Consider the following 22,568-nt stretch of genomic DNA (forward strand, 5'->3'; position numbering starts at 1 on the left):
GATCTATTCGAGATACAGTTCCCGCCCGGGGCCCCATCGGCTGGCGAGTGGGCCTTCGGAGAGCGCTTTGACGCGCACAAAATACCTTCTTCCGGGAATCAGGCGCAAGGCCGCTGTGGTATCCGCTACGTCTGCCTCCTTGATGATGTTGCGGAATGCGGGTTCCTCGGAAAGCTGAAGGCGGTACTCTTTGGCGGTATCGGCCTTTTCCCAGAACACCCGCACCTGGCTGTCCAGATAGTTCACATTGATGATTCTGACCGGTGGCAGGGTGCCGTTGACAATCAGCTCCCGGGGTTCGGACGTGGCGACGGAATTGCCGCCAGCTTCGGTCACTACCCGCCAGAAATACCTGCCCGGGCTCAGCGGGCGGGACGGCAGGGCTTTGCTTTCCGGGGCCCACTCGCTGGTGGTGATCAGCCGCTGGAAGCTGTCATCTTCAGCGATTTCAACCCGGGCGAGTTCGTTCGTGCCGTTAAGCTGCCAGCGGAATTCCGGCATGTCGTCGTTGACACTTTCGCCTGGGGCTGGAACCTGGAGGACAGGTTCAATGGCCTGTAAATCAACCTCCACGGAGGCTGTCGCCGGCATTCCGGCGATACCCTTGTGGTCCAGAGCGGCCAGTTGAATTTCATACTCGCCGTTGTCGAGCTGGCCAATCGTGAACCGGTTGCCGGTGACTTCCCGGCTTTGAACCCAGTCGCCGGACTCTTTTTCAAATACATCGACACGGTGCATTGGCGTGGGGCCGGGCTGCCAGCTGAGTTCAGCGGGCAGTCGATCAAGCACCGGGCCAATCGCGTTGATGGCCGGAGCCGGCGGCAATTGGCGAATGCTCATGCCTCGGGTGCCGGTAATTTCGACACTGGCACCGTATCCGGCTGGCACTCTTCGGGTTTGGCCGGGTCGGCCAAAATCCACCGCGCCATGTTTTACCTGAATGCTGCTGCCAGAGGCGTTGGTTTGCATCGAAAAGACGGTTCCGCGCACGGCTGCCACCGCCGAGGGCGTTTCAATTTCAAAACGGGACCCACCCTCAATGAGAGGTTTGACGCGGGTGTGCACTTCCCCTTTTTGCAGTCGCAGGCGGGTGTCGACCATGCCGGCCTTGCCGTACTGGGTCAGCCGATTGAACATCAGGCGGGTGTTGGGGGCAATGCGCAGTTCGGAGCCATCTGCAAGCTCAAGCGTGGCGGAGCCGGCGCCAGACAGTACTTCGTCGCCAACGCGCACCAGCGATTGCCCGGTGAGCGGTGTTTTGCGGCCGTCAGAGCCGGATATGTGCTGAACATTGCCGCTGACTGAGGTCACTCTGGCGGGTTCCGGTTGACGTTTCAGCCAGAACACCGGTATGCGAAGGGTGTCGCCGCTTTCAAGCCGGGTGTTGGCCGCCAGGCCGTTGTGCGCCAGCAGGCGTTGGCCGTTGGCAGATTTCTGGAGTAAAGACGCGGAAATGCTGGCCAGGGTATCACCAGGGCGCAGGGTATAAACCCACTCAGGTGCGGTTTCAACTGGCTGGCTGGCCAGGGCTGCTGACCCATTGGTAATGGACAGCTCCGCTACGGCCAGGCTGGGCAGCAGCGCCATCAGTGTGGCCAGCGCGGTCACGATGAACTGGCGGAGAGCGTGGTGGATCAGGTCAGGCATTAGCGGCTCGTTCGTTGACAGCTTCGCTCGTCTCGCCCGGTTTGACGGCTTCCAGCCGGTAACCGCGCTGATAGATGGTTTTAATACGAAAGCCGTTCTCGGGGTTGAGCCCCAGTCTCCGGCGCAGTCGGCTCATGTGAGTATCAACTGTGCGCGTGTTGATGTCTCTGGTCAGGCCCCACACCCGTTCAAGCAAAACTTCCCGCGTGAGCAGGCGCCCCTGGTTCTGAAACAGGAACAGCGTCAGGTCGAAGTCTTTGTCGGTCAAGGTTAACGGCGCACCGTGCAGCTGGATACTGCGTTGGTTTGTGTTGACTTCAAACGGACCGTAGACCAGCGACTCCTTGTCGCTTTCCGGATGGGTGCGGCGCGCCAGCGCGTTGATGCGGGCTACCAGCTCCGCTGCGCGGGCCGGCTTTGCGATGTAGTCATCCGCACCGGCATCCAGGGCGCGCACAATGTCGCTTTCGCTGTCTCTCTGGGTCAGGAACACCGCGGGCACCGGCCAGTCCAGGTGAGCGCGAACGCTCTCCAGCACTTCAATGCCGGTCATGTCGGGTATTTGCCAGTCGAGAATAATGAGATCGTAACTGCGGTGCAGCACAGCACCCAGGAAGGATTGACCGGTGGCAAAGCTGTCGCAGTCGTGCCCTTTCTCGGACAGAATGGACTGGATGTGTTGCGCTTGTTCAAGTTCGTCTTCCAGCAGAGCAATGCGCATCTAGCTTGGCCCTCTATCGTGTTGCCTGGTTCAGATTGCCTGTGCGCAGAGCGGAAACGGCCCACTCTGCAGTATCGTGCAATTATTCCAGAAAATGAGCCTGCGTTCAGTATCGTTATGTAGAATTCCGTAAACGCAGGGCGGGCTTGCCGTTATCGTCATCGACCGTTTGTCGGCAGCCCGGGAAATTACTGCAGCCCCAGAACCAGCCTTTTTTGCTTTTGCGCCGAACCAGAGGTGAAAAACAGTGAGGGCATGGGACCGGCTTTTGGCCGCTTCCGTCCTGGGGTTGATTGTCTTCCAAAGGGCGAGTGCCGGTGCAATCAGGGTATCTCGTGCAGGCGTAAAAGGTGCCGAATTTGCCCTCCCGTTGCACCATGGGCGCCCGGCATTTGGGGCAGTGGATGCTCTGCTCCTGTTGCTGGGGGTCTTTGGGTGCCTCCACCCGGTTCATGAATGCCAGAATTTCCGCTTTCAGATTGTCGAGGAAGGTTTTTGGGTCATCCTCGCCGCGGCGAATGCCTTCCAGCGTGGCTTCCCAAACCGCGGTTCGGTCCGGTGTGCGAATGGAGTCCGGCAGTGCGGCAATCAGTGCCTTGCCTTTGTCGGTCGCGCGAATATAGCGTTTTTCACGGAACAGATAATCACGCCGGAACAGGGTATCGATAATGGCTGCCCGGGTTGCTTCTGTGCCCAGGCCGTCGGTCTCTCGCAGGGTTTTGCGTAACTCTGTATCGGCGACAAAGCGGGCTATGTTGGTCATGGCCGAAAGCAGAGTGGCATCGGTAAAGTATTGGGGGGGCTGAGTTTTGCGTTCGGTCACGCTGGCGCTGTTGCAGATGACCGGCTCGCTGCGTTCCAGCCTGGGCAGTGGTGGTTTCTGCGGCTCCTTGTTGCTCTCCTTGAGCTTGAGTTCCAGGGCCTTCCAGCCGGGCGTGAGTAAGGCAGTTTCGGTTGCCCGAAACCTGTGATCCTGCACTTGCACTGTCAGTTTGCCTTCCCTGTGGACGGCGTCCTGGCAAAACTGCATCAAGTAATACCGGCCGATCAGGCCGTACACTTTCTGTTCCGCTTCGGTGAGTTTTGCATTGGCCGACGGTCGTACCGTCGGAATAATGGCGTGATGGGCATCGACTTGCTTATCGTTCCAGGCGGCAGATCTGCGGTGGGTGTCCAGTTGGCCGGTGATGCTTTCCAGTTCCGGTGCGGTCCGGCCAATCGCGCGGATAACCTGTTCCCGCTGACTGAAGTGGCCTTCCGGCAAATAACGGCTGTCGGAGCGCGGGTAGGTGATCAGTTGATGCTTTTCGTAGAGGTTCTGTGCGGTGTCCAGCACCTCTTTGGCACCCATGCGAAACAGTCGGCCCGCTTCGATTTGCAGTGCCGACAGCGACAGCGGCAGTGGCGGTGGCTCCGGCCGATCCCGGAACCGGGATTCGATAATGTTTCCGGGCCTGCCGTTGACGGCATGAGCGATCTGTTCGGCGATCTCGCGGCTGAGCAGCCGACCCTCTTCATCCAGGTGCTGCTGGAACTGTTCATCAGGCAGCCAGCGTGCGGTAAACGGGCGTTGGTCAGATTGTTCATCGGCTGCCTGGAACTGCCCCTCAATGCGGAACCAGGGCTTGGGCTGGCAGTTTTCGATGGCGTTGTCCCGCTCGGCCACCAGGCCCAAAACCGGAGTTTGTACCCGGCCGACGGAATAGACCCCCTGCTCACCCTGATGTTGGTAAGTCAGGGTATAAAAGCGTGTCAGGTTGATGCCGTATAACCAGTCCGCCCGCTGTCGGGCCAGGGCCGAGTGAGACAGCCGCCGAAACTCTTTGTTCTCCCGGGGCGAGGCAATGGCGCGGGCAACGGCGTTGGGGGTCAGATCGTTGATCAGTACGCGTTTTACCGGTGCTTTTGAGCCGAAAAACCGGATGACTTCGTCCACCAGCAACTGGCCTTCCCGGTCAGGGTCGCCGGCGTGGGTGATGAGGTCAGCCTGCTGAATCAACGATTCCAGCACGCTGAGTTGCTGCTTTACACTGTCCTTGGGAGACAGTTGCCAGTGTTCCGGGAACATGGGCAGGTCTTCCAGGCGCCATTTTTTCCAGGCCGGGTTGTAGCGTGCGGGCTCGGCAGGTTCCAGCAGATGGCCGATGCACCAGCTAACGGTAACCGCCGTTTTGCCTTTGCCACAGCGAATCCAGCCCTGGCCCTTCTGGTGTGGTTCAGGGAGGGCGGCGGCAATGGCGCGTGCCAGGCTGGGTTTTTCGGCTATGTACAGGTGCATGGTGTCTGGTGTTCTGAAAATGGCTTGGGAATGTGGCGGTTTACCTCTTTGGTGTCAAGGCTCGGGGGCGGGTGGAATTGTGTAGTAGACTGGTCACTAAACGGATCGGAGAGTGTATTGAGTATGAATGTCCAGAATGCGATTGAAACCAAGCTGAACCATGCGTTGGAGGCGGCGCTGCTGGCCGTGGAGAACGAGAGCCATATGCACTCGGTACCACCGAATTCTGAAACGCACTTCAAGGTGACTCTGGTTTCAGGTGCTTTTGACGGTGTCATGAAGGTAAGGCGGCATCAGATGGTCTACAAGATACTTGCTGATGAAATGGCCGGGCCGGTACATGCGTTGGCACTGCACCTGTACACACCGGAAGAGTGGGCTGAGTCCGGGCAGGCGACGCCCGATTCGCCGAATTGCATGGGGGGCTCAAAAGGGGATGCCTCGATGGCCGAAAAATTGAAACAGGGAGCCGATTCATGAGCCAGTTTTTTCAGATTCATCCGGAAACGCCGCAGAAACGTTTGATCAAGCAAGCGGTGGATATCATTCGCAAGGGCGGCGTGGTTGTTTACCCCACCGATTCCGGCTACGCACTTGGCTGTCACCTGGGTGACAAGCAAGCGGCCGACAAGATCAAACGTATTCGCCGGCTCGACGACAAGCATAACTTTACCCTGGTGTGTCGTGATCTGTCGGATATCGGCGTATACGCGAAGGTTGACAACACTCAGTACCGATTGTTGAAAACATTCACCCCCGGCGCTTACACCTTCATTCTGGATGCCACCAGTGAGGTGCCGCGCCGATTGCTGCATCCCAAGCGCCGGACCATCGGTGTTCGAGTACCGGATAACGAGATCGTTCGGGAATTGCTGGGCGAACTGGGTGAGCCGATTATGAGTAGCACGTTGATTCTGCCAGGCGAAACCGAGCCCATGACAGACCCGTACGAGATTCGGGATACCCTGGAGCACGAACTCGACCTGATTATTGATGGCGGGTTCTGCGGCATGGAAGCGACGACCGTGGTGAACTTCACCGGGGATGTACCGGAAGTGACTCGCGTGGGTAAGGGCGATCCGGCACCGTTCCAGGTTTAATGGGTGCCATATGAGGCGAACACCCGGGCCTGATCAGGCCCGGGTGTTCAGGTTGAACGCGTAACGCTGCGGGTCAGCGCCCGCCATTGCGCCGGAGCTGGAGTTGCGGCGCAGATTGTCGAATCGGTGCAGCACATCCTGCAAACCATTGAATTGCTGGTTTTCACTGACCAGTGAGTTCAGCAGAGAGTTGCTCACACCGTAAGCCTGATTCAGCTTCAGGGCGTTATCCATAAAGTGCAGTGTGGGCTCGCTTACGCTGAGGCGGCTGAAGGCCTCAGAGAAGCTGCGATTGTTGTTCAAATCCTGTTCTATTTTGCTCCGCAACTCATCGGAAAACTTGCCTTCAACGACGGTTTTACCGTTTTCGCCTTTGCTGACATTCACCGCGGTCGCCGGGTGAAGATTGTACTCGGCAAGTTTGTGCCGCAGGGTATCTCGAATAAAAGACAAATCCTGCGCCACGGTCTGTTTGTATTGGTTCAGCGGCAGCTTTCGGGTTTTCAGGCTGGCCGGGTCTTGCCCCACCTGGTCTGAAGGGGTGAATCGGTCGCCTCCTGGACTGCCGGCCGCCTCCGGTTTATGGGCCTCGTTAACCGGGCTATTCCCGGGCTGTTCAGCCGGAGCCTGGCGGTTGTCCATGGCTTGCTGAAAGCGGGTGCTGGCTTGAATCAGAGATGTCAGCAAAGACATGGTGTGTTTCCCCCTGGGCGGTCAAGATCTGCCGGAATTCTGTTGCTCGAGTAGCTTTGAGAGGATTAAGCAGTTTTCGGGCCAGCTTGGTTTTCAAGCGCGACAGTTGTGAAATGTAAAACTTTGCAAGGCCGCGCCGAAGTTGCAGGCGGGCTGACCTGAGTCATAAAAAAGTTGAGCGATATCTATAAAGTTATCCGCCAGACCGCCGTCATACCTTTTAGCGTTTCCGTTGATCGTCCTCCGCCGGGGTACCATGAAAAAACAATATTCAATCCGCTTTCTTTTGTTGGCAGCACTGGCTGCGGCGTTTTCCGTGATTCTGGTTTTTACCGTCGTATTCAGCGCGCAGTCTCAGCGGTCTCACCTCGAGGAATACAGCCACAAGTACGTTGACGGTTTGGCGAAATCGTTTTTCGACGGGCTCAACACCATGATGGTGACTGGCACCATCAGCAACCGGAATATGCTGCGCGAGAAGGTGATGGCTCCGGAGGAGGTTCTGGATGTTCGGGTTATTCGCAGCGATCAGCTTAATGCCATGTTCGGTGCCGGCAGTGCCGAAGAGCAGCGCCGTGAAGCTCTGGATGTTCAGGCACTGGGCGGAGAGCGAGTTGAGCATTATTCCAGCAATGAAGAGGGTCGGGTCTACACGCTGATTGAACCGGTCATCGCGCGGGCCGATTACCAGGGTGTGAATTGTCATGGCTGCCACCAAAGCCAGGAAGGGGATGTGCTGGGCGCCATTCGCGTGGATTATTCTCTGGCCAAGAGCGACGCCAGGCTGCAGCAACAGCTGATGTTCAGTGGTGGTATCCAGATTCTGATTTTTGTCGTGATCTTCGTGCTGACGGCCGTGGTGCTGGGCCGCCTGGTGTTCTCCCGGCTGCGCCGACTGCACGACAGAATGGATGAAATCTCCCGTAACTCTGACCTTTCCATTGAGCTGGACGTGGCCAGAAACGATGAAATCGGTTCGGTGTCCAGGGCATTCAACCGCATGATGTCGAAAATCCGGGAAAGTATGCACACCGTGATGGAAAACGCCGCGCAGGTGGAAACCGCGGCCAGAACCATTTCAGCCAAGGCTGAAACCACCGAACGGGAAGTGCTGGCCCAGAAAGACAACACCGACCAGGTGGCCAGCGCCACCACGGAGATGGCAGCCTCGGCTGTTCAGGTGCGGGAAAATGCCGTGACCACGGCTCGGAAATCGGCGGATACCACTCGAGCGGCGGAAACCGGTGAGCAGCTTGCGCGTAACGCTGTGCAGGGTATTGAATCGCTCAATACCGAGGTCCAAAACGGCGCGCATCGCATCGAGCAACTGGACCAGCGCACCACGGAAATGGCAACCCGGTTGGAGCTGATCTCCGAAATAGCGGATCAGACCAACCTGCTGGCCCTGAACGCGGCCATCGAGGCAGCGCGCGCGGGTGAGCAGGGCCGAGGGTTCTCGGTGGTTGCCGATGAAGTGCGGGCACTGGCTTCGCGCACGCAGGATTCTACGGAAGAAATCCGTAAGACCATTAACGGTCTGAAAAAAGAAGTGGTCGAATGCGTGGGCACTATGCGCCATGCGTCTGAAATGGCCCAACATCAGGTCGACGCCATTCTGAAAGTGGAGAGCGAACTGCAGACCATTGCCGCTGCGGTCCGCGAAATTACCGGGCTGAATGAAGAGATGGAAAACGCCGCCAACGAGCAGAGCGACGTGTCTGAATCCATCAACCAGAACGTAATCGAAATCAGCCGCTCAGCGGAGCAAACCTCCGGCGACGCTCAGGAAACCGCCCGCATTGCCGGCGACCTGCTGGCGATGGCGGAAACCCTCCGCAAAACCGTAGAGCAGTTCCGCCTGTCCCAGAAATAATTCGGCCGGGGTGCTTTAACCCCGGTGATCAGACACAAACGGGTTGGTGGCCTTCTCCTGTCCAAAGGTGGACATGGGCCCGTGCCCCGAGATAAAGGCGATGTTATCGCCGAGCGGGAACAGTTTCTCACGGATGGAACGGATCAAGGTGGCGTGATCGCCTTTCGGGAAGTCGGTGCGGCCGATGGAGCCGTTAAACAGCACATCACCCACCAGCGCCAGCTGCGAGCTCCGATGGAAAAACACTACATGCCCCGGTGTGTGGCCGGGGCAGTGCAATACCTCCAGGGTCTGGTTGCCCACGGTGACGGTGTCGCCATCCTCCAGCCAGCGATCGGGGGTGAACACTTCAGGCACGGGAAATCCGAACATCTGGGCCTGCATCGGTAACCCCTGAATCCAGAAGTTATCCTCTTTATGTGGCCCCTCAATGGCAATGCCTGCCGATTTGGCCAGCTCGGCGGTGCCGCCGGCATGGTCAATGTGGGCGTGGGTCAGCAGGATCTTCTCAACGGTGACGCCCTCCGCCTCAATGGCGGCGCGAATACGGCTGAGGTCTCCGCCCGGGTCGACCACCGCCGCTTTGCGAGTTTCTTCGCACCAGATCAGCGTGCAGTTTTGTTCGAAAGGCGTTACCGGCACAATTCGGTATTTCAGGGACATAATCAGCCTCGGGTAGTATTTTGGCGCTATGGTAATGGTATTTGGCTTCGGGCTCGAGTTTTCAAGCTGACTGGAACGGGTGATGGATTGAACGATTATCTGGAAAAAATACGCAAAGGTGAGCCGGTGAATTACACGGCCTTTCTGAAGTCGTTGCCTGAGCCGTATCGCCGTTCCCATCGAGAGATGTTCAGCACACAGAAAGTGTCTGCCAATCGCTGGCGGGTGACGGTTGAGGATGAAGCAGCCTTCGTCGAGCTGGCCGCCATGGCCACCATACCGGCCAGCCGGGTGGAAGCGGCCCGGCAGGGCGACTCCCACCGGCACACCACCGGCGTGAGTTTTATCCTGGCCTATCACGAGGCGTCGCCGGGGCCGCGGCCCGATACTCTGGTGATTGCCGGTGACGACGTGAATATCGGTTTTCAGCCTGCTGCCGATGCACTGGTGATCGAGAATGAACAGAACTTCTATCACTACCGGCAAATGCTGGATTTTGCCAGCGACACGGCCGGCAGCCCGCTGGACCTGACCCGTTGTGATGTGCTGCTGGGTGGCGGCAACCGGATTGCCCAGGCCGCGACGCTGAAATGGCTGGCGGGTTATCGCCGGGTGTTCTGCGCCTTCGATTACGATGCCGGAGGCCTGCAGATGTTTGCTACCATGGCCCGTTATCTGGGCGACAGAGCCTGCTTTGTTCAGCCTGCGGACTGGCAGCCCTGGCTGAACCGGTTCCGGATGGCGCCGAAATCCACAGAACGGTTTACAAAAGCGGTTTCCCTGGCGGAAGATCTCGGGTTTATTGATCTGGCCCGGGCGTTTCGCGCCACCGGCAAATTCATGGAACAGGAGATGATTCTGGATGACTGATTCACAGGCGAGCCCAAGCGCTTTCACTTTTGGCATTCGCCGCCTGGTATTGGTGGACTCTGCCGGCTTCTGTTACGTGGAAATTCCGGTCACCCATCACGGGTTGATTCTGGGGCCGGGCAACCTGGGCAAATCCAGTTTGCTGAACTCCCTGCGCCTGTTCCTGCTGCCGGAAAACAACTTTAAAAACAGCCGGAAGAAGTTTGCCTTCCGCAATGCCAGCGCCGGCAGCTTCTACAGCAACGAAGAAAGCTACCAGCATTATTTCCCCAGCCAGTTCAGCTTCCTGATTGTTGAGGCGGAAAACCCGGCCGGTACTCATTGCCAGATTCTGTACCGGGACAACAGCAGTCAGCTGAGTTATGGCCGCGCGTTTGTGCCCGTGCCCTATGACCAGTTGCGCCCGCTGTTCTGGAACGGCGACGACCCGGAGGGCATTGGCCAGGCAGTGCCGGAGCTGTCCTTCAGCCGGCTCTCGGACGCCCTGAAAAAGTTGTCGAAAGACACCCGGTTTGTGAACGATCCAGCCAAACTGAAAACCATGCTCTACAGTAGCGAACTGATGAATGCAGACGCGGTGCGCTACTCGGTGTTGCCTTTGGGGGAATCTGATGAGCGCAAGGTTCAGTCGCTTCGCACCCTGATACTGCTGTTGTTTGAAATGAAGGCGGATGACCAGGCTATGGCCAACGCCGTGGCGAGCATTATTGAAGCCGACAAGAAGTTTTCCGACGATGCCTTCGATTTCAATATCGATGAATTCCTGAACCACCATGAGCATCTCAAACAGCAGCAAACCCAGCTCAACCGCATTGAAAAAGAGCGCCCCCGGTTTGAAAGGCTGAACAACGACTACCAGAAGTATCAGACCCTGCTGCGAAGCCAGCACGATTTCGCCGCCTTTCGGGATGGCCTGGCTGCGGCACTGCAACAGGTGGGCGTTCAGCGGCGGGCCGCGGTTGAGGCCTACACCGATCAGAACGACATCCTCAAACACGTGGTGCAGACCCTGAAAAGGCTGGAGCAGGAAACCAGCAGCCTGAAAGGGGAGGTGCGAGCAGCCGAGCGCAACCTGAACCGGGCCGAACAGGACCAGAAAAACGGTGAGTTGCTGGCCGCCCAGTACGGCACCATGACGCTGCAGGAAATTGACGAGGTACTGCGGGAAGACCGTGAGCGAAAGCAGGGCCATCTCAACGCCCTGAAAAGTGCCGCCCAGGCGGAAGTTCGGCTCGAGCAACTTGCGGCCCAGAAGCGCAGCATGGAAAGCCGGCTGGCCGCGCTGGCAGAGCGCGAAAGCAAACAGCAGTGGCAATTGCAGAACCAGTTGGACGAGGCGGTGGCCGCGCCCCTGCGCGCGGTGGACCCGAAATTGATGATGGCTAGCCCGGGGCAGACACTGGATGCCGATAGCAAAGCCACCATTGAGGCATTTTCTCGATTGTTTGCCCCCAACGGTCAAGGGTTTGACTGGTTTGATACCGAGTATCCGGCCCAGACCGTCCGGCATGAAGACTACGCCGAACAGCGCCGGCGGCTGGAGGATGAACTCAACGGGTTGGAGAAAGAGCGCTCGGAACTGGCCGACACCGCCGACAAAGAGCTGGATCGTCCCCGTCTGATTGAGCGAACCGAAAAGGAAATCCGGGCCATCGATAAAGATCTGGAAACCCTGGCCCGCTACCCGGCCGCGGCAACCATCCTGCGCGATGCCACCGAAGAACGCAAAGCCGCCGAAGAAACCCTGGCCCGGTTGGATGAGCAAGCCCGGCTGGAACAGGAAAAGCTGGAGGCGGTTCAGCAAAAGGCCGCCAAAGCCCGGGCTGAGAAAGAGCGTATTGAAGAGCGTGAGCGGGAACTGGCCCAACTGAGCCGCAGCGTCGGCACCGCTGAGCATCGCTTCCAGCATCTGAAGGCCCTTCAAGCCGAGCAGCCGTTAGCCTTTGAACAGGTCTCGGCTGCGGCTTTTGAGGAGTTGCAAAGCCGGCTGGATGAGCTGGAAGACCTGCGCCGGAAAATTCTCGATCACCTGCGTCAGTTTGTATACGTGGGCGTGTTTGACGATGCTGACGGCGAACTGCAAAAAGACAGCCCGGCTTCGGCGGTGATTCGAGACACCTTCAAGGCACTGGCCGACCTGTTTGCTGCCCTGACCGAACGCTGGCGAGTGCTGGAAGAGCAGATTTCCATTCACAACGAAACCGTGGCCAGTTATCGCCAGGCGCTGACCTCCAACCACGAATTCATCAGCCGTTTTGAGGCCCAGCTCAACCGGGAGCTGGAAGGGGTGCAGATCAACGATCTGGTGGAAATCCGGGTGGACATCCACACCGATCCGAAATTCCGCAACCTGGTGGAAGAAGCCAACAACATCGACCCTTACGGCAACCACCTGCAGTCGGATGCCTTCTATGACCGATTGCGGGTCTTCGTGGCGGACTTCTTTGGAGAGCAGGGCAGCAAGCGCCTGACCATGGACAAAGTCATCACTGGTATTTCCTATCGTACCCGCAAGGAACACGCCACCAGTCTGGACAAAAAGGGCCAGTCCACCTCCACCACCGCCCTGATCAATCTGGAGCTGGTTTACCGCTTGCTGAAGCGGGTGCTGTACCCGGGCGTCAAACTGTCGTTCCCGATGGTGCTGGATGAACTGGCCAGTGTGGATGTCAGCCAGATGCCCGGGTTGCTGCAGCGCCTGAGCCAGCAGGGCTTCAATCTGTTCTCAGCGGCGACCCACAGTGCCAGTGCCGAAGTCATCTACCTGATTGGTCGCCACCTGGAAGTGGGCCAGATGCGCACGTCACGGCCCTACAGCCCGCAGCGCACACTGGTGTTCTGGGGCGGTGCCGAGGGCTTCACTGGCGGCGAAGCCCTGAGCCACTGGGCCGACCACACCCAGAACAGCCTGCTGGAGCCGGTGGATGAGTAAGCGCTTCAGTACCCTGGACACCACGCGCCTGCTGTTCGACCACCCGAAAATCCTGTTCCGGCTGATCGAGCGCATGGACCGGAACGAAGCCCGCTATGTGCGGGAGAGCGATCTGGTGGCGGAGGTGATGGACTACACCCGCACCCTGTCAAAGGCAGACAAGGACCGGGTGCGCCTGGCGCTGACAACCGACAATCTGTTCCGCTCGGGCCTGGTGATCGACATCATCAAAGCCGAGGGCGAACGCCGGCTGATCTTGCAGGACGCACTGATTAACCTGATGCGGGCCTGCAATGCCTCGCTTTACCAGGAGCTGACCGATGCCAGGTTGAGGGGCCATCTCGTGACCCTTCGGGATGTGCGCAACCGGCTTGAACTCAGCAGTTTCAGCGAGGCGGATCCGGACTTTACGGAGCTCAGGGATGACTTGAACGAACGGGTCAGCCAACTGATCGGTCTGTTACGCCAGAACGTTCTTCGCATGCAGACCATCAGCGCCCAGTTTGCCGAGCTGTCTGGCGATGCCAGCCGCGCGCCGGACAAGTACCTCGAGTTCCGGCAGAACCTGCTGGAGCAGATAGTCACCCTGTATGAGCGCCACATCAAACCGACGCTGGTGTTCCTGAACCCGGATACTCGTTTGCCAGACGGCAGCAACCTGTTTGAGACTCTGGAAGCCATGGTGCGCCTGCTGGAACACCACGGCGACCACAGCCTGGCCGACCAGCTGTTCCGTTCATCGCTCAGCCTGAATGCGCTGTATAAACCCATTCAGGCCGTCGCCCAGGAGGTCGAACACTTCCTGCGCAAAACCCGCCGGGGCATGGTGCAGTACAACGCTATGGAACACTTCTACACCAAACTGCGGGAGCTCAAGGGCGAAACCGAAACCCTCAGCCTGCGCCGAAAATGGCTGGAAGGGGGCAACTTTGCCCGCAGCACCGGTTTCCTGATTGGCCTCAGGGCGCAGCAGCGGCCGAAGCATTATGCCTTCGGTAACTCATCCAGCTATTACCAGCTTTTGTTCAGCGAGCTCGACCTGCGCCTGGCCGACCTGCGCCGCAAGGCGGAAGTGCCGGTGTTGCAGGAGGTGGCTGGCAGCGGCCGCCATGCCCGGGTGGATGTGCAGCGTATCAATCAGCTCTATCAATGGCTGGAAGCCCTGGAGCTTCGACCGACGACGGACCTGGTGCGGGAGCTGCACGGTCGTCTGGACGGGTTTATTCCGGGCTATCGTTTCCCGGATTTGCTGGCGGCCCTGAACCGCCTGGTGAACACACCACCGGAGGGCTTTCAGGTGGTCACCACCAACCGCTTCCGGACTCTGGAATCCGAGCTTGCACCGGCCGAGAGTGCAGAGATCAGTAACGAGCAGTTTGTGTACCGCAAACGCCGCCTTGAGTTAACCGCCGAGAACCACCATGACTGACCCGATCAACCCGCTGCCGCATTCGTCAGCCAGCAGCTTCGATGACATCCTGCCAGCCCACAGTGCCGCACTGTATCGGGAGTTTCAGGCCGGCCGCGTGGTCGTCCGGGAATTCTGGGACAGCAATCGCTCCGAACTGGTGGCGAACCCTTTGTACAACGTGCTGTATAACCATCTGTCCCATTTCCGAACCTTCTACGAGCACCTGGGCTGTGAGCTGGTGTTCAACGAAAACGGCTCTTTCTTCTTCCTCAAGGAAAGCAGCGACGACGAAACCGAAGAACATGATGAAAATGCCTTCCGGGTGCAGGTGGTTCTGCTGTTGATCGGCCGTTATTTTGCCCGCAGTGGTCGTGATCTGGACTACCTCGGGCGCCCCGATGCGGGGCTCGGAGAGCAGGATCTTGCGACGATGGGGGCTGATGAGGAGTACCAGGACATTCTGCGAGCGGCCCGGTTCGACAAAGGCCTGCCGGAAGCACTGGAGTACCTGGACAAGCGCAACCTGCTGTTCCGCAGCGGTGCCAGCCGTTACTTTCTGAGTTCCGCGGGCATGTATTTCCTGGAGGAACTGGTCAGGGAATACGAGCAGGCCTGATCGAATTGTTTATGGCCTCGTTTGCCTCGTCTGGCTGCAGACTCAGGCAAAGGCCATGTTGTTACGCCCGCTGGACTTCACCTTGTACATGGCGGCATCGGCCTTTTTCAGGAGGTCTTCCGCCGTTACGCCGTTGTCCGGATAGAGGGCCACCCCGACCGATGCGCCAATCTGAAGGTTGACGTTTTGGACGTGGAACGTCTCGTTCAACACCTGGACCACTTTCTCCGCGATATGCCGGGCATTGTCCTCGCCCTGAAGCGGGCCGGTGATGATGACAAACTCGTCCCCTCCGCGGCGCCCGACCACATCCCCGCTGCGGATACAGTGTTTTAGTCGTTGCGCCACAATCCGGAGCAGCTCGTCACCCGCCTGATGGCCGTAGGTATCGTTGACCGGCTTGAACTTGTCCAGGTCGAGAAACATCAGGGCGAAGTGGCTGTCGTCACGGCGCGCCCGCTGTATCGATTGGTCCAGGTGGTTGTCCAGCGCGGTTCGGTTTGGCAGGCCGGTTAGCCTGTCAAAATGTGCCAGCCGGATCATTTGCTTCTCAGCCTTTACCCGTTCGGAGATGTTGCTGAAAGTCTGGATGAGCTGATGGATCTGGCCGCGCTCGTTTCTTACCGGGGAGATGGTCAGCAGGTTCGGGACCGGGTTACCCCCCTGTGCTTTCAGCCATACTTCGCCCTGCCAGGCATTTTCAGCAATCAGCTGGCGGTGAATGTCTTGTGATAGCAGGTCTAGACTTTGGCTCGTTTCCAGGAACTCAAGTACGCAGGCACCTTTGAGGGCTTTGACGCTTTTGCCTGTTGCCTCGGAAAAAGCGGGATTTGCGCGGATAATGTTCAGGGATGTATCCGAAATGACAATGGCTTCATGGGTATGCTCAAACACTTGATAGGCCAGCCGCAACTCTTCGGTGGATTTGGCAATCTGGGAAGCCTGTGACACCAATGCATGCAAGACTGGCCGGAGAGAGCGCCAGACGACCAGGCCAGCCAGCCCCGACAACAAAAGAATGGCCAATACACTCAGGGTGATATCCCGGACGACATCGCCAAACACCCGGGAAATTTTCGAGTGCATGTGCAGTTCCCAGTTCGTGCCCTCAACCTGGCGCACAAAGGCCAGCACCCGGGTGCCATCGTCGGTGGTTGAACGGAAGAATTCGGGCTGCTCGTCGGTGGTGACGTATCCGTCCGGTGTCAGGCACCCATCCGGTGGCACCAGCTCGAGAGCTCTTGTTGCCGGGTTCAGCACCAGACGCTTGGTTTTATCGGAGTCGATCAGGCAGACTCGGGTGTCTTCATCCGCCTGAAACACGCTTTCCAGAGACTCCAGGGTGAACAGAAGCTGGTCCATTCCAACCACTTCGCCTTGATACCGCACGGGGTAGGACGCACTCAGTAAGGGCTGGCTGATCGAATCGTTCGCGAGCTGGAACATGCGAATATCCGTGCTGCGTGCCACCGGGATTGTGGCGGGCAATGCATCCGCCATCGGGCCAATTCGCACAACTTCTTCACCAAGGGCGTTATAGCGGACAAGTGCCGCCAGGTTTTCGATGCCTTCGGCGGCATCTTGCAGGCGAGGCTCTGAATAGGCTTTTACGTCACTGGCGGACAACCCGCCATTGGCCTGCTCGGCGAGAACCCGCGCGAGCTCTGATCGGCTGGATGTTTGTCGGGCGATGTCCTGGTGCAGGGCGAAAAGGGCCCGCATGTTTTCGGCTTTGGCATCGGCAACGCTGCCCGCGGCCTGCGATGCATTGGTGTGAATCTGCTTGATCAGCGGGGCGGACACGATCGCCGCGATAAGAATGCCCGTCAGAACAACCGCTATGATGGCCGTGGTGATGATACGGCGCTTTTGCTCAAGAATATCCATGCTTGCCGTTCTGTATGATTGATCTACAGGCTCATAGTAGCTGTTTTCGCTATTTGTTGAACCCGTCTGTGGTAGCTTTTAATCACGCCTTTTGTCGATCGGCCAGATTTGTCAGCCATTCGGATTGGCCTTAGGGTATAAGGAAGGCTCAGTACCATCACCACCAAGGTTTTCCCATGACAGCAGAGCTGTTTCCGCTTAGCAAAGAACGCCGCCGAAGGGGTTGGTGGCTCGTAGTTGCCGCTCTGCTGGCTGCCGCGCTGATCGTGGCCGTTTCAAAGCCGATGGAGGTTGAAGAGCGGCTGGTTATTCTGCAGGCCGAAGACGAGTTTGGACGTCATTCGAGTTTGCTGGAACAACCCTTGTCGGTTCAGGCCTTGCTGCTGGATTACCGGGAAGACGAACTGCTTTGGCTGAAGGCTCAGTCCGCGCTGCATGTTTACCCGGTGCACACCCGCCTGTTATTCGGATTGTTCGGCGAAGAGCCGGAGTTCAGGCAGGCCCTTAGAACCCACGGCGAGAACCTGATTCCACCGGCGATTCATTTCTATCAGAACCCGGTACAAACCATCGAACTTCTGAATCGCATCACCGGCAACGGAGTAACGCTGAGCCCTGAACAAAGAGCGTGGTACGCGATTAATTTTGCGAATCAGGAAGGCCATGATTTTACCGGTCAGTTTCTGGTGGCGCCGAACGGCAGCATTGAGTGGATATGGACCGAACGCATTACGGAAGGCGTGACTCAATTCTTCACCAGCGGTATCCGCACCCTGGAGTCCCGTTATCGCACCGACCAGGAAATTCGCGTAAGCGATCTGGGCTGGGCCGCCGTGGATGCTGTCATCATTGGCAGTGCCGTGAAATTCCTGAAAGCGGGCAGGGCGGCCGCAACCACTGCGCGGGCAACCACAGTGACTGCCCGGTCAGCCACCTTCACCACCCGTGTGGCCAGGGCCGGTCGAATGGCCTCGGTAATGGTCAGTAACGCTCGTTGGCCGGCATTTGCCGCGCTGGCCTATGTGGCGGTAACTCACCCGGTACTCTTGAATGACTTGTTTGCTGGCGCCGCCAAGGTACTGGGTGTGCCACCCTGGATGGTGCAGGTGCCGGGCTGGTTCCTGGTGCTTTTACCGCTGATGCTGGTGGTGCGATGGCTGCTGCGGATAGGCTTGTGGTTCGTTCCGGCTCGTCGCTGAATCGGATACTACCAGGCGAGCCATATGGTGTGCCTTGCACCCTTGCCGGGGCGCAGGGCACGGACGACGACGGGCTCTACTGAAAACCCGGCGCGGCGGAGCCTCTCGGTAAACGCGTGTTCAGGGCCAGCAGACCAATAGGCGAGGATACCGTCGGAACTCAGGGATTTCTGCGCAGCGGCTATGCCTTCAGGCGAGTAAATCCAGTTGTTTTCCTTGCGGGTAAGGCCTTCCGGGCCGTTATCCACATCCAGCAGAATGGCGTCCCAGTTTCCATTGCCTTGTCTGAGCAACTCCGCCACATCACCAATGTGTACCCGGGCTCGCGCATCGTTTAACGGGTAACCGGACGCAGCACCCAATGGCCCGCGATTCCACTCCTCCACCTCCGGAACCAGCTCCGCTACAGTGACCTGCGCGGTGTCGCCCAACGACGACAAAGCCGCAGCGAGGGTGAATCCCATGCCCAGCCCGCCAATCAATACCCGTGGCTGGGGCAGGTGTGACAGCCGTTCGCAGGCCAGGGTAGCGAGGGCATCCTCCGAACCATGCAATCGGCTGTTCATCAGCTCACCGGGGGCGCCGGCAATCTTGATGGAGAATTCGTCGTTACGTTGCAGCAGGCGCAACCGGGTGCCGTTACCGGGAATGGTTGCGGTACCAATTTCTTCGAAGCGGGACATGTGACATTCCGGGTGGCGAGGACAGGCCGCATTCTAACCTGATGCATAGGGTGTTTTCAGCCAATTCCTCTTGAATAATCGCTGTTAGACTGCAAGTACTATCACATTGCGTTACCTACCCGCCAGGAGCGAGTGCATATGAAGACATTATTGCAGGTTGATTTTCCGTTTGATGGTCCGTTCGGTCAGGACATGGCGGCTGCCATGAAGGAGCTGGCGGAATCCATTGCCCGGGAGCCGGGCTTTATCTGGAAGCTCTGGACCGAGAACGCCGATACCAAAGAAGCCGGCGGTATCTACCTGTTTGAAGATGAAGCCAGTGCCAGAAAATATCTTGAGATGCATACGGCCAGGCTGAAAGGCTTTGGTGTGCCGGTGGTGAATGCCAAGGTGTTCCAAGTGAACGAAGCGTTGTCGGCGATTGACCATGGGCCGGTCTGATTTCGTGCCCTGCGCACAGGTTAGGGTTATTGGAGACTGAGTTGGATACAACACAAAAGGTGGCTCTGGTTACGGGCGGGGCAAAGGGGATCGGGCGGGGTATCGTGCTGCACCTGGCCGCAGCCGGCTGGAAGGTGGCTTTCTGCGATACCGACCAGGCTGTTGGTAGGCGCTTGGCTGAAGGCGCGGACGGCGCCCTCTGCTTTCTACCCGGAGATGTGGCCTCCGAAGCGGATGTGGAACGTATTATTCAGGCTGCGGTGAGCTGGGTCGGGCGCCTGGATGCCGTCATCAACAATGCCGCGATTGCGAATCCTGATACCGGGCCAGTAGAAACGCTCAGCCTGGAGCAGTGGCAGCGCCGGCTCGACGTAAACCTGACAGGCCCCTTTCTGGTAACCAAACACGCGGTTCCGTATCTTCGGAAAACCCAGGGTGCCATCGTAAACATGGCCTCCACCCGGGCGCTGCAATCCGAGCCGGACACGGAAGCCTATGCCGCCAGCAAAGGTGGCATCGTTGCATTGACTCATGCCCTTGCGGTGAGCCTGGGGCCCGATATCCGGGTGAATTGCATCAGCCCCGGCTGGATTGATACCCGGGCCTGGCAGGGCGTTTCGGAGGAGGTAGAGCCACTGTCTCAGCGCGATCATCATCAGCATCCCGCAGGCCGGGTTGGCGTTCCTGACGATATTGCTGCGTTGGTCTCTTATCTCATTTCACCGCAAGCGTCGTTCATCACCGGCCAGAACTTTGTGGTCGATGGCGGGATGGTGCGAAAGATGATCTACGAAGAGTGAGCAGGTTCGCCCGGCTTCAGGAATCCGCAACGGTCCGCACATGAATATCTCGCTGCGGAAAGGGTATCTGGATGCCTGCATCATGCAGCGCGCGAGTAACGGATGCGTTGATTTCGTGAGTCAGGGGCATAATGTCCATCGGGTCTTTCACAAACACTCGCAGTTCGAAATCAATACGGCTGTCTCCGAGACTGACACAGAACACCGCCGGTGCGGGGTCATCCACCACCCTCTCGTTGTTCTGAGCGACGTCCGCCAGCAGTTCCTGCACCTGATCCAGATCGGAGCCGTAGGCTACACCGACTTGCAGTATCACGCGGGTTATGGAGTCCGATAACGTCCAGTTGGTCAGGTCCTGGGTTACAAAGGTTTTGTTGGGGATGATCTGCTCCTTGCGGTCCCAGTCGACCAGCGTGGTCGCCCGAATGCGGATTCGCGAAACAGTCCCGGTGATGCCGCCGATGGTCACCGTATCGCCGACCCGGATTGGACGTTCAAACAGCAGGATGATGCCGGACACAAAGTTGGCAACAATTTCTTGCAGGCCAAAGCCCAGGCCAACCCCGAGGGCTGCCACCAGCCATTGCAGCTTGGACCACTGCACCCCGATCACCCCGAGGAATACCACCACGCCGATTAACACCAGAGTGTAGGTGGTAAGGGTGGTGATGGCATAGCCCGTGCCGGGCTGAAGCTTCATCCGGCTGAGCAACATGACTTCCAGGGTGCCTGGCAGGTTTCTGACCGCCATCACTGTACCAATGCCGACGAACAGCGCCAGCAACAGATCACCGAGCGTAATGGGCAGTGGGTCACCGCCGTCAAGGTCGGTGGCGATGGTCCAGAGCGTAATGTTGTCAAACAGCTGCAGTGCTGGAATCAGGTTGGCCCAAAGGAGCCAGAGGCCGGTGATGACCAGAACGGAAACCAGGATGCGCAAGAGTGCGGTACTCTGCTGGTTGATGTCCTTGAGATCCATCACCGGCATGTCCAGCATTTGCGGTACCCCCTCGCCAGAGGATTCGGCCGCTTCCTTGGTTTCGGCGAGTTTGCGCTGGGCCTCTCGCTGTTCACGTAACCGTGCCAGGGTAAGCCGACGTTCCCTGACCGAAAGCGCCCGGAGTCCGATATAGAACAGCATGGCATTGAAGGCGATCCAGCAGATGCTGATAAACAGGTTCCGCTCCAGTTCCAGGGCGGTGTAGTGATATCCGAGGAGCGATGCCACCACCAGTATCAGCGGAGTGGTAACGGCCAGAATGTGCAGGGCCAGCAGGCCTTTGCTCTGTGGTCGGTCTGCCCGGACGGCACTCATAATGCGATGCGCGAACACCGAAAGCGCAATGGATGCGGCGGTGAACAGCAATCGCCCCAGACTGTCTTCAAACTCGGAACCGCCGGGTGTGGCGGTGGTCGGCATAATGACCGTGATCGGAACAATGACGGCGAGAAGAAATGGCAGTTCCCGGCGCAGTGCCTGCAGAGAATCAACGTGCCAGTTGAAGTGGGTGTCCCCCAGGCCTCCCTGGCGAGCCACGTGATGAATAAAGGCCAGCAGGAGGGTGACCAGGGCGGCGGCAGTCAGGCCGTTGGACAGGGCGGAGAAAAACTCGTTGCCTTCCATCAGCAAAAGGGAAGCAATGGCGAAAGCCAATACCCCCGGCAGTGCCAGCAAGAAACTGTTGGTGAGTGCATACAAAGTAAATTTAATACGATCATGACCCACAACCCCAACATGCTGACTGTTGGCGTTCAGGTTGCGCTTAATGACACCGCGCTTGATCAGTAGCAGCGCCAGAAGCGTGATCAAGAAAGCGATGCGGCCGCCACGCTCCTGAATCGACTGACTGACGGCAACGCGGAAGTCCTTGAGACGTGACTCGCCGGCGAACCAGGCCGCAGCGCTGATCAGCTCTGTGAGGGTGTCGGCTCCTGCTGCCGGGGCGCTGGGCAGCCAGAACAGGCGCTGCTGCAGCAACGTCTGGTAGGCTTCTACTCGTTTTTGCAGCGCCGATACCGTGTTGTAATAGTCGTTCAGCACCTGAATGTGTTCAGTAACGGCCTTGTGCAGCTGGCGGATCAGACTGGCCCTTTGGCTCCTCAGTTGATCGCGGGCGTCATCTCCCGGGTCGATAACAGCCTCGAACTCTTCCAGCCGAAGCTGTTCTTCTCGCGCTGTTGACAGCTGGTTTTGGATGTCGCTAATCAGGTCTTCCGCGATGCCTTGGCGCTGAAGACGTTCAAGTCGTTGTTGGAGCAGATTCGCGTAGCTGCCAGTGAGATCCAGCCCGGCTTTTTCGAGGCGGAGCTCGAAGCTGTTGTATTCATCTTCAAGCCTGTTGAGCAGCGACTCCGCGTAGCTGAGTCGCTTGCTAGTGGATTCAACCGCGATCAGCCGTTGGTCCAGTGACGTTCTCAGGGCCTGGATCTGTTGGCGAATATCCGCCGTCTCGGTGTCGGGCAGCTCAATCTGGGGTGGGTTTTCAGTCTCCGGTTCCAGCGCGGGCTGGACAGCGGGCCTGGCTTCTTCGGGCTCCTCCTGCTTCTCTTCGGTAGCAGACTCGCCAACTTCCTCCGTCGTGTCCTGACTACTCTCCTCATCATGTTGTTGGCCAAAGGCCGGCAGGGCAACACAATAGAAAAGCATCGCCCACACCAGGCAGATCGATCGAAAACAGCAGCGGGCGTGCAGTCTGTAGCGGTGCATAACGTCGCGCTCCTTGCGTAGGGTGATGACCATGGTCCTTTTTATCT

At 58.3% G+C, this 22,568-nt stretch carries 18 protein-coding genes; 10 read left to right on the forward strand and 8 right to left on the reverse strand.

Translation table 11 applies throughout. From position 1 onward, the window contains the following. Positions 1 to 3: 3 nt before the first annotated feature. The 3 genes from QPL95_RS17750 to QPL95_RS17760 form a co-directional block, all read right to left on the reverse strand. Positions 4 to 1,647, reverse strand: coding sequence for a FecR domain-containing protein (locus QPL95_RS17750; RefSeq protein WP_303292262.1), 1,644 nt, complete (start codon positions 1,645 to 1,647; stop codon positions 4 to 6). Then, on the reverse strand, positions 1,640 to 2,368 hold the full coding sequence (locus tag QPL95_RS17755; RefSeq protein WP_303292263.1) for a response regulator transcription factor: 729 nt from the start codon (positions 2,366 to 2,368) through the stop codon (positions 1,640 to 1,642). Before QPL95_RS17755 ends, QPL95_RS17750 begins: the two co-directional genes overlap by 8 nt. Positions 2,369 to 2,483: 115 nt before the next feature. After that, a complete protein-coding gene (locus tag QPL95_RS17760) occupies positions 2,484 to 4,646 on the reverse strand; it encodes a DNA topoisomerase III (protein ID WP_303292264.1) in 2,163 nt (720 codons plus the stop codon). Positions 4,647 to 4,769: 123 nt separating this feature from the next. Here QPL95_RS17760 and QPL95_RS17765 point away from each other — a divergent pair, with 123 nt between their 5' ends. Both QPL95_RS17765 and QPL95_RS17770 read left to right on the forward strand, forming a co-directional pair. Further along, positions 4,770 to 5,126, forward strand: a complete 357-nt coding sequence (locus QPL95_RS17765; RefSeq protein WP_303292281.1) for a BolA family transcriptional regulator — start codon at positions 4,770 to 4,772, stop codon at positions 5,124 to 5,126. Continuing rightward, on the forward strand, positions 5,123 to 5,746 hold the full coding sequence (locus QPL95_RS17770) for an L-threonylcarbamoyladenylate synthase (protein WP_303292265.1): 624 nt from the start codon (positions 5,123 to 5,125) through the stop codon (positions 5,744 to 5,746). The genes QPL95_RS17765 and QPL95_RS17770 overlap by 4 nt, the downstream gene beginning before the upstream one ends. Positions 5,747 to 5,779: 33 nt before the next feature. Here the strand turns inward: QPL95_RS17770 and QPL95_RS17775 are convergent, their stop codons facing one another. Next, positions 5,780 to 6,439 carry a hypothetical protein gene (locus QPL95_RS17775; protein ID WP_303292266.1) on the reverse strand — a complete coding sequence of 220 codons (660 nt, stop codon included), beginning with the start codon at positions 6,437 to 6,439 and terminating at the stop codon, positions 5,780 to 5,782. Between the two features lie 256 nt (positions 6,440 to 6,695). On the opposite strand from QPL95_RS17775, the gene QPL95_RS17780 reads away from it, so the two are divergent. Further along, the gene (locus QPL95_RS17780) at positions 6,696 to 8,312 is read left to right on the forward strand and encodes a methyl-accepting chemotaxis protein (RefSeq protein WP_303292267.1); all 1,617 of its coding nucleotides are present in this window, start codon (positions 6,696 to 6,698) and stop codon (positions 8,310 to 8,312) included. A 15-nt stretch (positions 8,313 to 8,327) separates the two neighbouring features. Here the strand turns inward: QPL95_RS17780 and QPL95_RS17785 are convergent, their stop codons facing one another. Beyond that, the gene (locus QPL95_RS17785; protein ID WP_303292268.1) at positions 8,328 to 8,975 is read right to left on the reverse strand and encodes an MBL fold metallo-hydrolase; all 648 of its coding nucleotides are present in this window, start codon (positions 8,973 to 8,975) and stop codon (positions 8,328 to 8,330) included. Positions 8,976 to 9,062: 87 nt separating this feature from the next. On the opposite strand from QPL95_RS17785, the gene QPL95_RS17790 reads away from it, so the two are divergent. From QPL95_RS17790 to QPL95_RS17805, 4 genes are read left to right on the forward strand one after another with little or no spacing between them, the layout of a single operon-like run. Further along, positions 9,063 to 9,845, forward strand: coding sequence for a hypothetical protein (locus QPL95_RS17790; RefSeq protein ID WP_303292269.1), 783 nt, complete (start codon positions 9,063 to 9,065; stop codon positions 9,843 to 9,845). Then, positions 9,838 to 12,777 (forward strand): hypothetical protein, encoded by a 2,940-nt coding sequence (locus QPL95_RS17795; RefSeq protein WP_303292270.1) that lies wholly within the window; start codon positions 9,838 to 9,840, stop codon positions 12,775 to 12,777. Before QPL95_RS17790 ends, QPL95_RS17795 begins: the two co-directional genes overlap by 8 nt. Beyond that, positions 12,770 to 14,206 carry a hypothetical protein gene (locus QPL95_RS17800; protein WP_303292271.1) on the forward strand — a complete coding sequence of 479 codons (1,437 nt, stop codon included), beginning with the start codon at positions 12,770 to 12,772 and terminating at the stop codon, positions 14,204 to 14,206. The genes QPL95_RS17795 and QPL95_RS17800 overlap by 8 nt, the downstream gene beginning before the upstream one ends. Next, entirely contained in the window at positions 14,199 to 14,804 is a 606-nt protein-coding gene (locus tag QPL95_RS17805) for a hypothetical protein (protein WP_303292272.1), read from the forward strand. Before QPL95_RS17800 ends, QPL95_RS17805 begins: the two co-directional genes overlap by 8 nt. 42 nt (positions 14,805 to 14,846) lie before the next feature. Here QPL95_RS17805 and QPL95_RS17810 read toward each other — a convergent pair whose 3' ends face one another. Beyond that, a complete protein-coding gene (locus tag QPL95_RS17810) occupies positions 14,847 to 16,691 on the reverse strand; it encodes a diguanylate cyclase (protein ID WP_303292273.1) in 1,845 nt (614 codons plus the stop codon). 176 nt (positions 16,692 to 16,867) lie between these two features. Here QPL95_RS17810 and QPL95_RS17815 point away from each other — a divergent pair, with 176 nt between their 5' ends. Continuing rightward, on the forward strand, positions 16,868 to 17,890 hold the full coding sequence (locus QPL95_RS17815; RefSeq protein ID WP_303292274.1) for a hypothetical protein: 1,023 nt from the start codon (positions 16,868 to 16,870) through the stop codon (positions 17,888 to 17,890). Positions 17,891 to 17,898: 8 nt separating this feature from the next. Here the strand turns inward: QPL95_RS17815 and QPL95_RS17820 are convergent, their stop codons facing one another. Continuing rightward, positions 17,899 to 18,573 (reverse strand): spermidine synthase, encoded by a 675-nt coding sequence (locus QPL95_RS17820; RefSeq protein ID WP_303292275.1) that lies wholly within the window; start codon positions 18,571 to 18,573, stop codon positions 17,899 to 17,901. A 138-nt stretch (positions 18,574 to 18,711) separates the two neighbouring features. Here QPL95_RS17820 and QPL95_RS17825 point away from each other — a divergent pair, with 138 nt between their 5' ends. After that, complete coding sequence (locus QPL95_RS17825; RefSeq protein ID WP_303292276.1) at positions 18,712 to 19,014, forward strand: monooxygenase; 303 nt, start codon at positions 18,712 to 18,714, stop codon at positions 19,012 to 19,014. Positions 19,015 to 19,055: 41 nt separating this feature from the next. Beyond that, positions 19,056 to 19,814 carry an SDR family oxidoreductase gene (locus QPL95_RS17830; RefSeq protein WP_303292277.1) on the forward strand — a complete coding sequence of 253 codons (759 nt, stop codon included), beginning with the start codon at positions 19,056 to 19,058 and terminating at the stop codon, positions 19,812 to 19,814. 16 nt (positions 19,815 to 19,830) lie between these two features. Here QPL95_RS17830 and QPL95_RS17835 read toward each other — a convergent pair whose 3' ends face one another. Beyond that, positions 19,831 to 22,521 carry a mechanosensitive ion channel domain-containing protein gene (locus QPL95_RS17835; RefSeq protein ID WP_303292278.1) on the reverse strand — a complete coding sequence of 897 codons (2,691 nt, stop codon included), beginning with the start codon at positions 22,519 to 22,521 and terminating at the stop codon, positions 19,831 to 19,833. Between the last annotated feature and the right edge of the window lie 47 nt (positions 22,522 to 22,568).

Origin of the sequence: Marinobacter sp. SS5-14b, assembly GCF_030541005.1 — a bacterium.
Taxonomy (GTDB): Bacteria; Pseudomonadota; Gammaproteobacteria; order Pseudomonadales; family Oleiphilaceae; genus Marinobacter.

Bases quoted from the DNA above. Each gene is read 5' to 3' on its own strand.
- QPL95_RS17750 (WP_303292262.1), bottom strand. From the start codon at position 1,647: ATGCCTGACCTGATCCACCACGCTCTCCGCCAGTTCATCGTGACCGCG.
- QPL95_RS17755 (WP_303292263.1), bottom strand. From the start codon at position 2,368: ATGCGCATTGCTCTGCTGGAAGACGAACTTGAACAAGCGCAACACATC.
- QPL95_RS17760 (WP_303292264.1), bottom strand. From the start codon at position 4,646: ATGCACCTGTACATAGCCGAAAAACCCAGCCTGGCACGCGCCATTGCC.
- QPL95_RS17765 (WP_303292281.1), top strand. From the start codon at position 4,770: ATGAATGTCCAGAATGCGATTGAAACCAAGCTGAACCATGCGTTGGAG.
- QPL95_RS17770 (WP_303292265.1), top strand. From the start codon at position 5,123: ATGAGCCAGTTTTTTCAGATTCATCCGGAAACGCCGCAGAAACGTTTG.
- QPL95_RS17775 (WP_303292266.1), bottom strand. From the start codon at position 6,439: ATGTCTTTGCTGACATCTCTGATTCAAGCCAGCACCCGCTTTCAGCAA.
- QPL95_RS17780 (WP_303292267.1), top strand. From the start codon at position 6,696: ATGAAAAAACAATATTCAATCCGCTTTCTTTTGTTGGCAGCACTGGCT.
- QPL95_RS17785 (WP_303292268.1), bottom strand. From the start codon at position 8,975: ATGTCCCTGAAATACCGAATTGTGCCGGTAACGCCTTTCGAACAAAAC.
- QPL95_RS17795 (WP_303292270.1), top strand. From the start codon at position 9,838: ATGACTGATTCACAGGCGAGCCCAAGCGCTTTCACTTTTGGCATTCGC.
- QPL95_RS17800 (WP_303292271.1), top strand. From the start codon at position 12,770: ATGAGTAAGCGCTTCAGTACCCTGGACACCACGCGCCTGCTGTTCGAC.
- QPL95_RS17805 (WP_303292272.1), top strand. From the start codon at position 14,199: ATGACTGACCCGATCAACCCGCTGCCGCATTCGTCAGCCAGCAGCTTC.
- QPL95_RS17810 (WP_303292273.1), bottom strand. From the start codon at position 16,691: ATGGATATTCTTGAGCAAAAGCGCCGTATCATCACCACGGCCATCATA.
- QPL95_RS17815 (WP_303292274.1), top strand. From the start codon at position 16,868: ATGACAGCAGAGCTGTTTCCGCTTAGCAAAGAACGCCGCCGAAGGGGT.
- QPL95_RS17820 (WP_303292275.1), bottom strand. From the start codon at position 18,573: ATGTCCCGCTTCGAAGAAATTGGTACCGCAACCATTCCCGGTAACGGC.
- QPL95_RS17825 (WP_303292276.1), top strand. From the start codon at position 18,712: ATGAAGACATTATTGCAGGTTGATTTTCCGTTTGATGGTCCGTTCGGT.
- QPL95_RS17835 (WP_303292278.1), bottom strand. From the start codon at position 22,521: ATGCACCGCTACAGACTGCACGCCCGCTGCTGTTTTCGATCGATCTGC.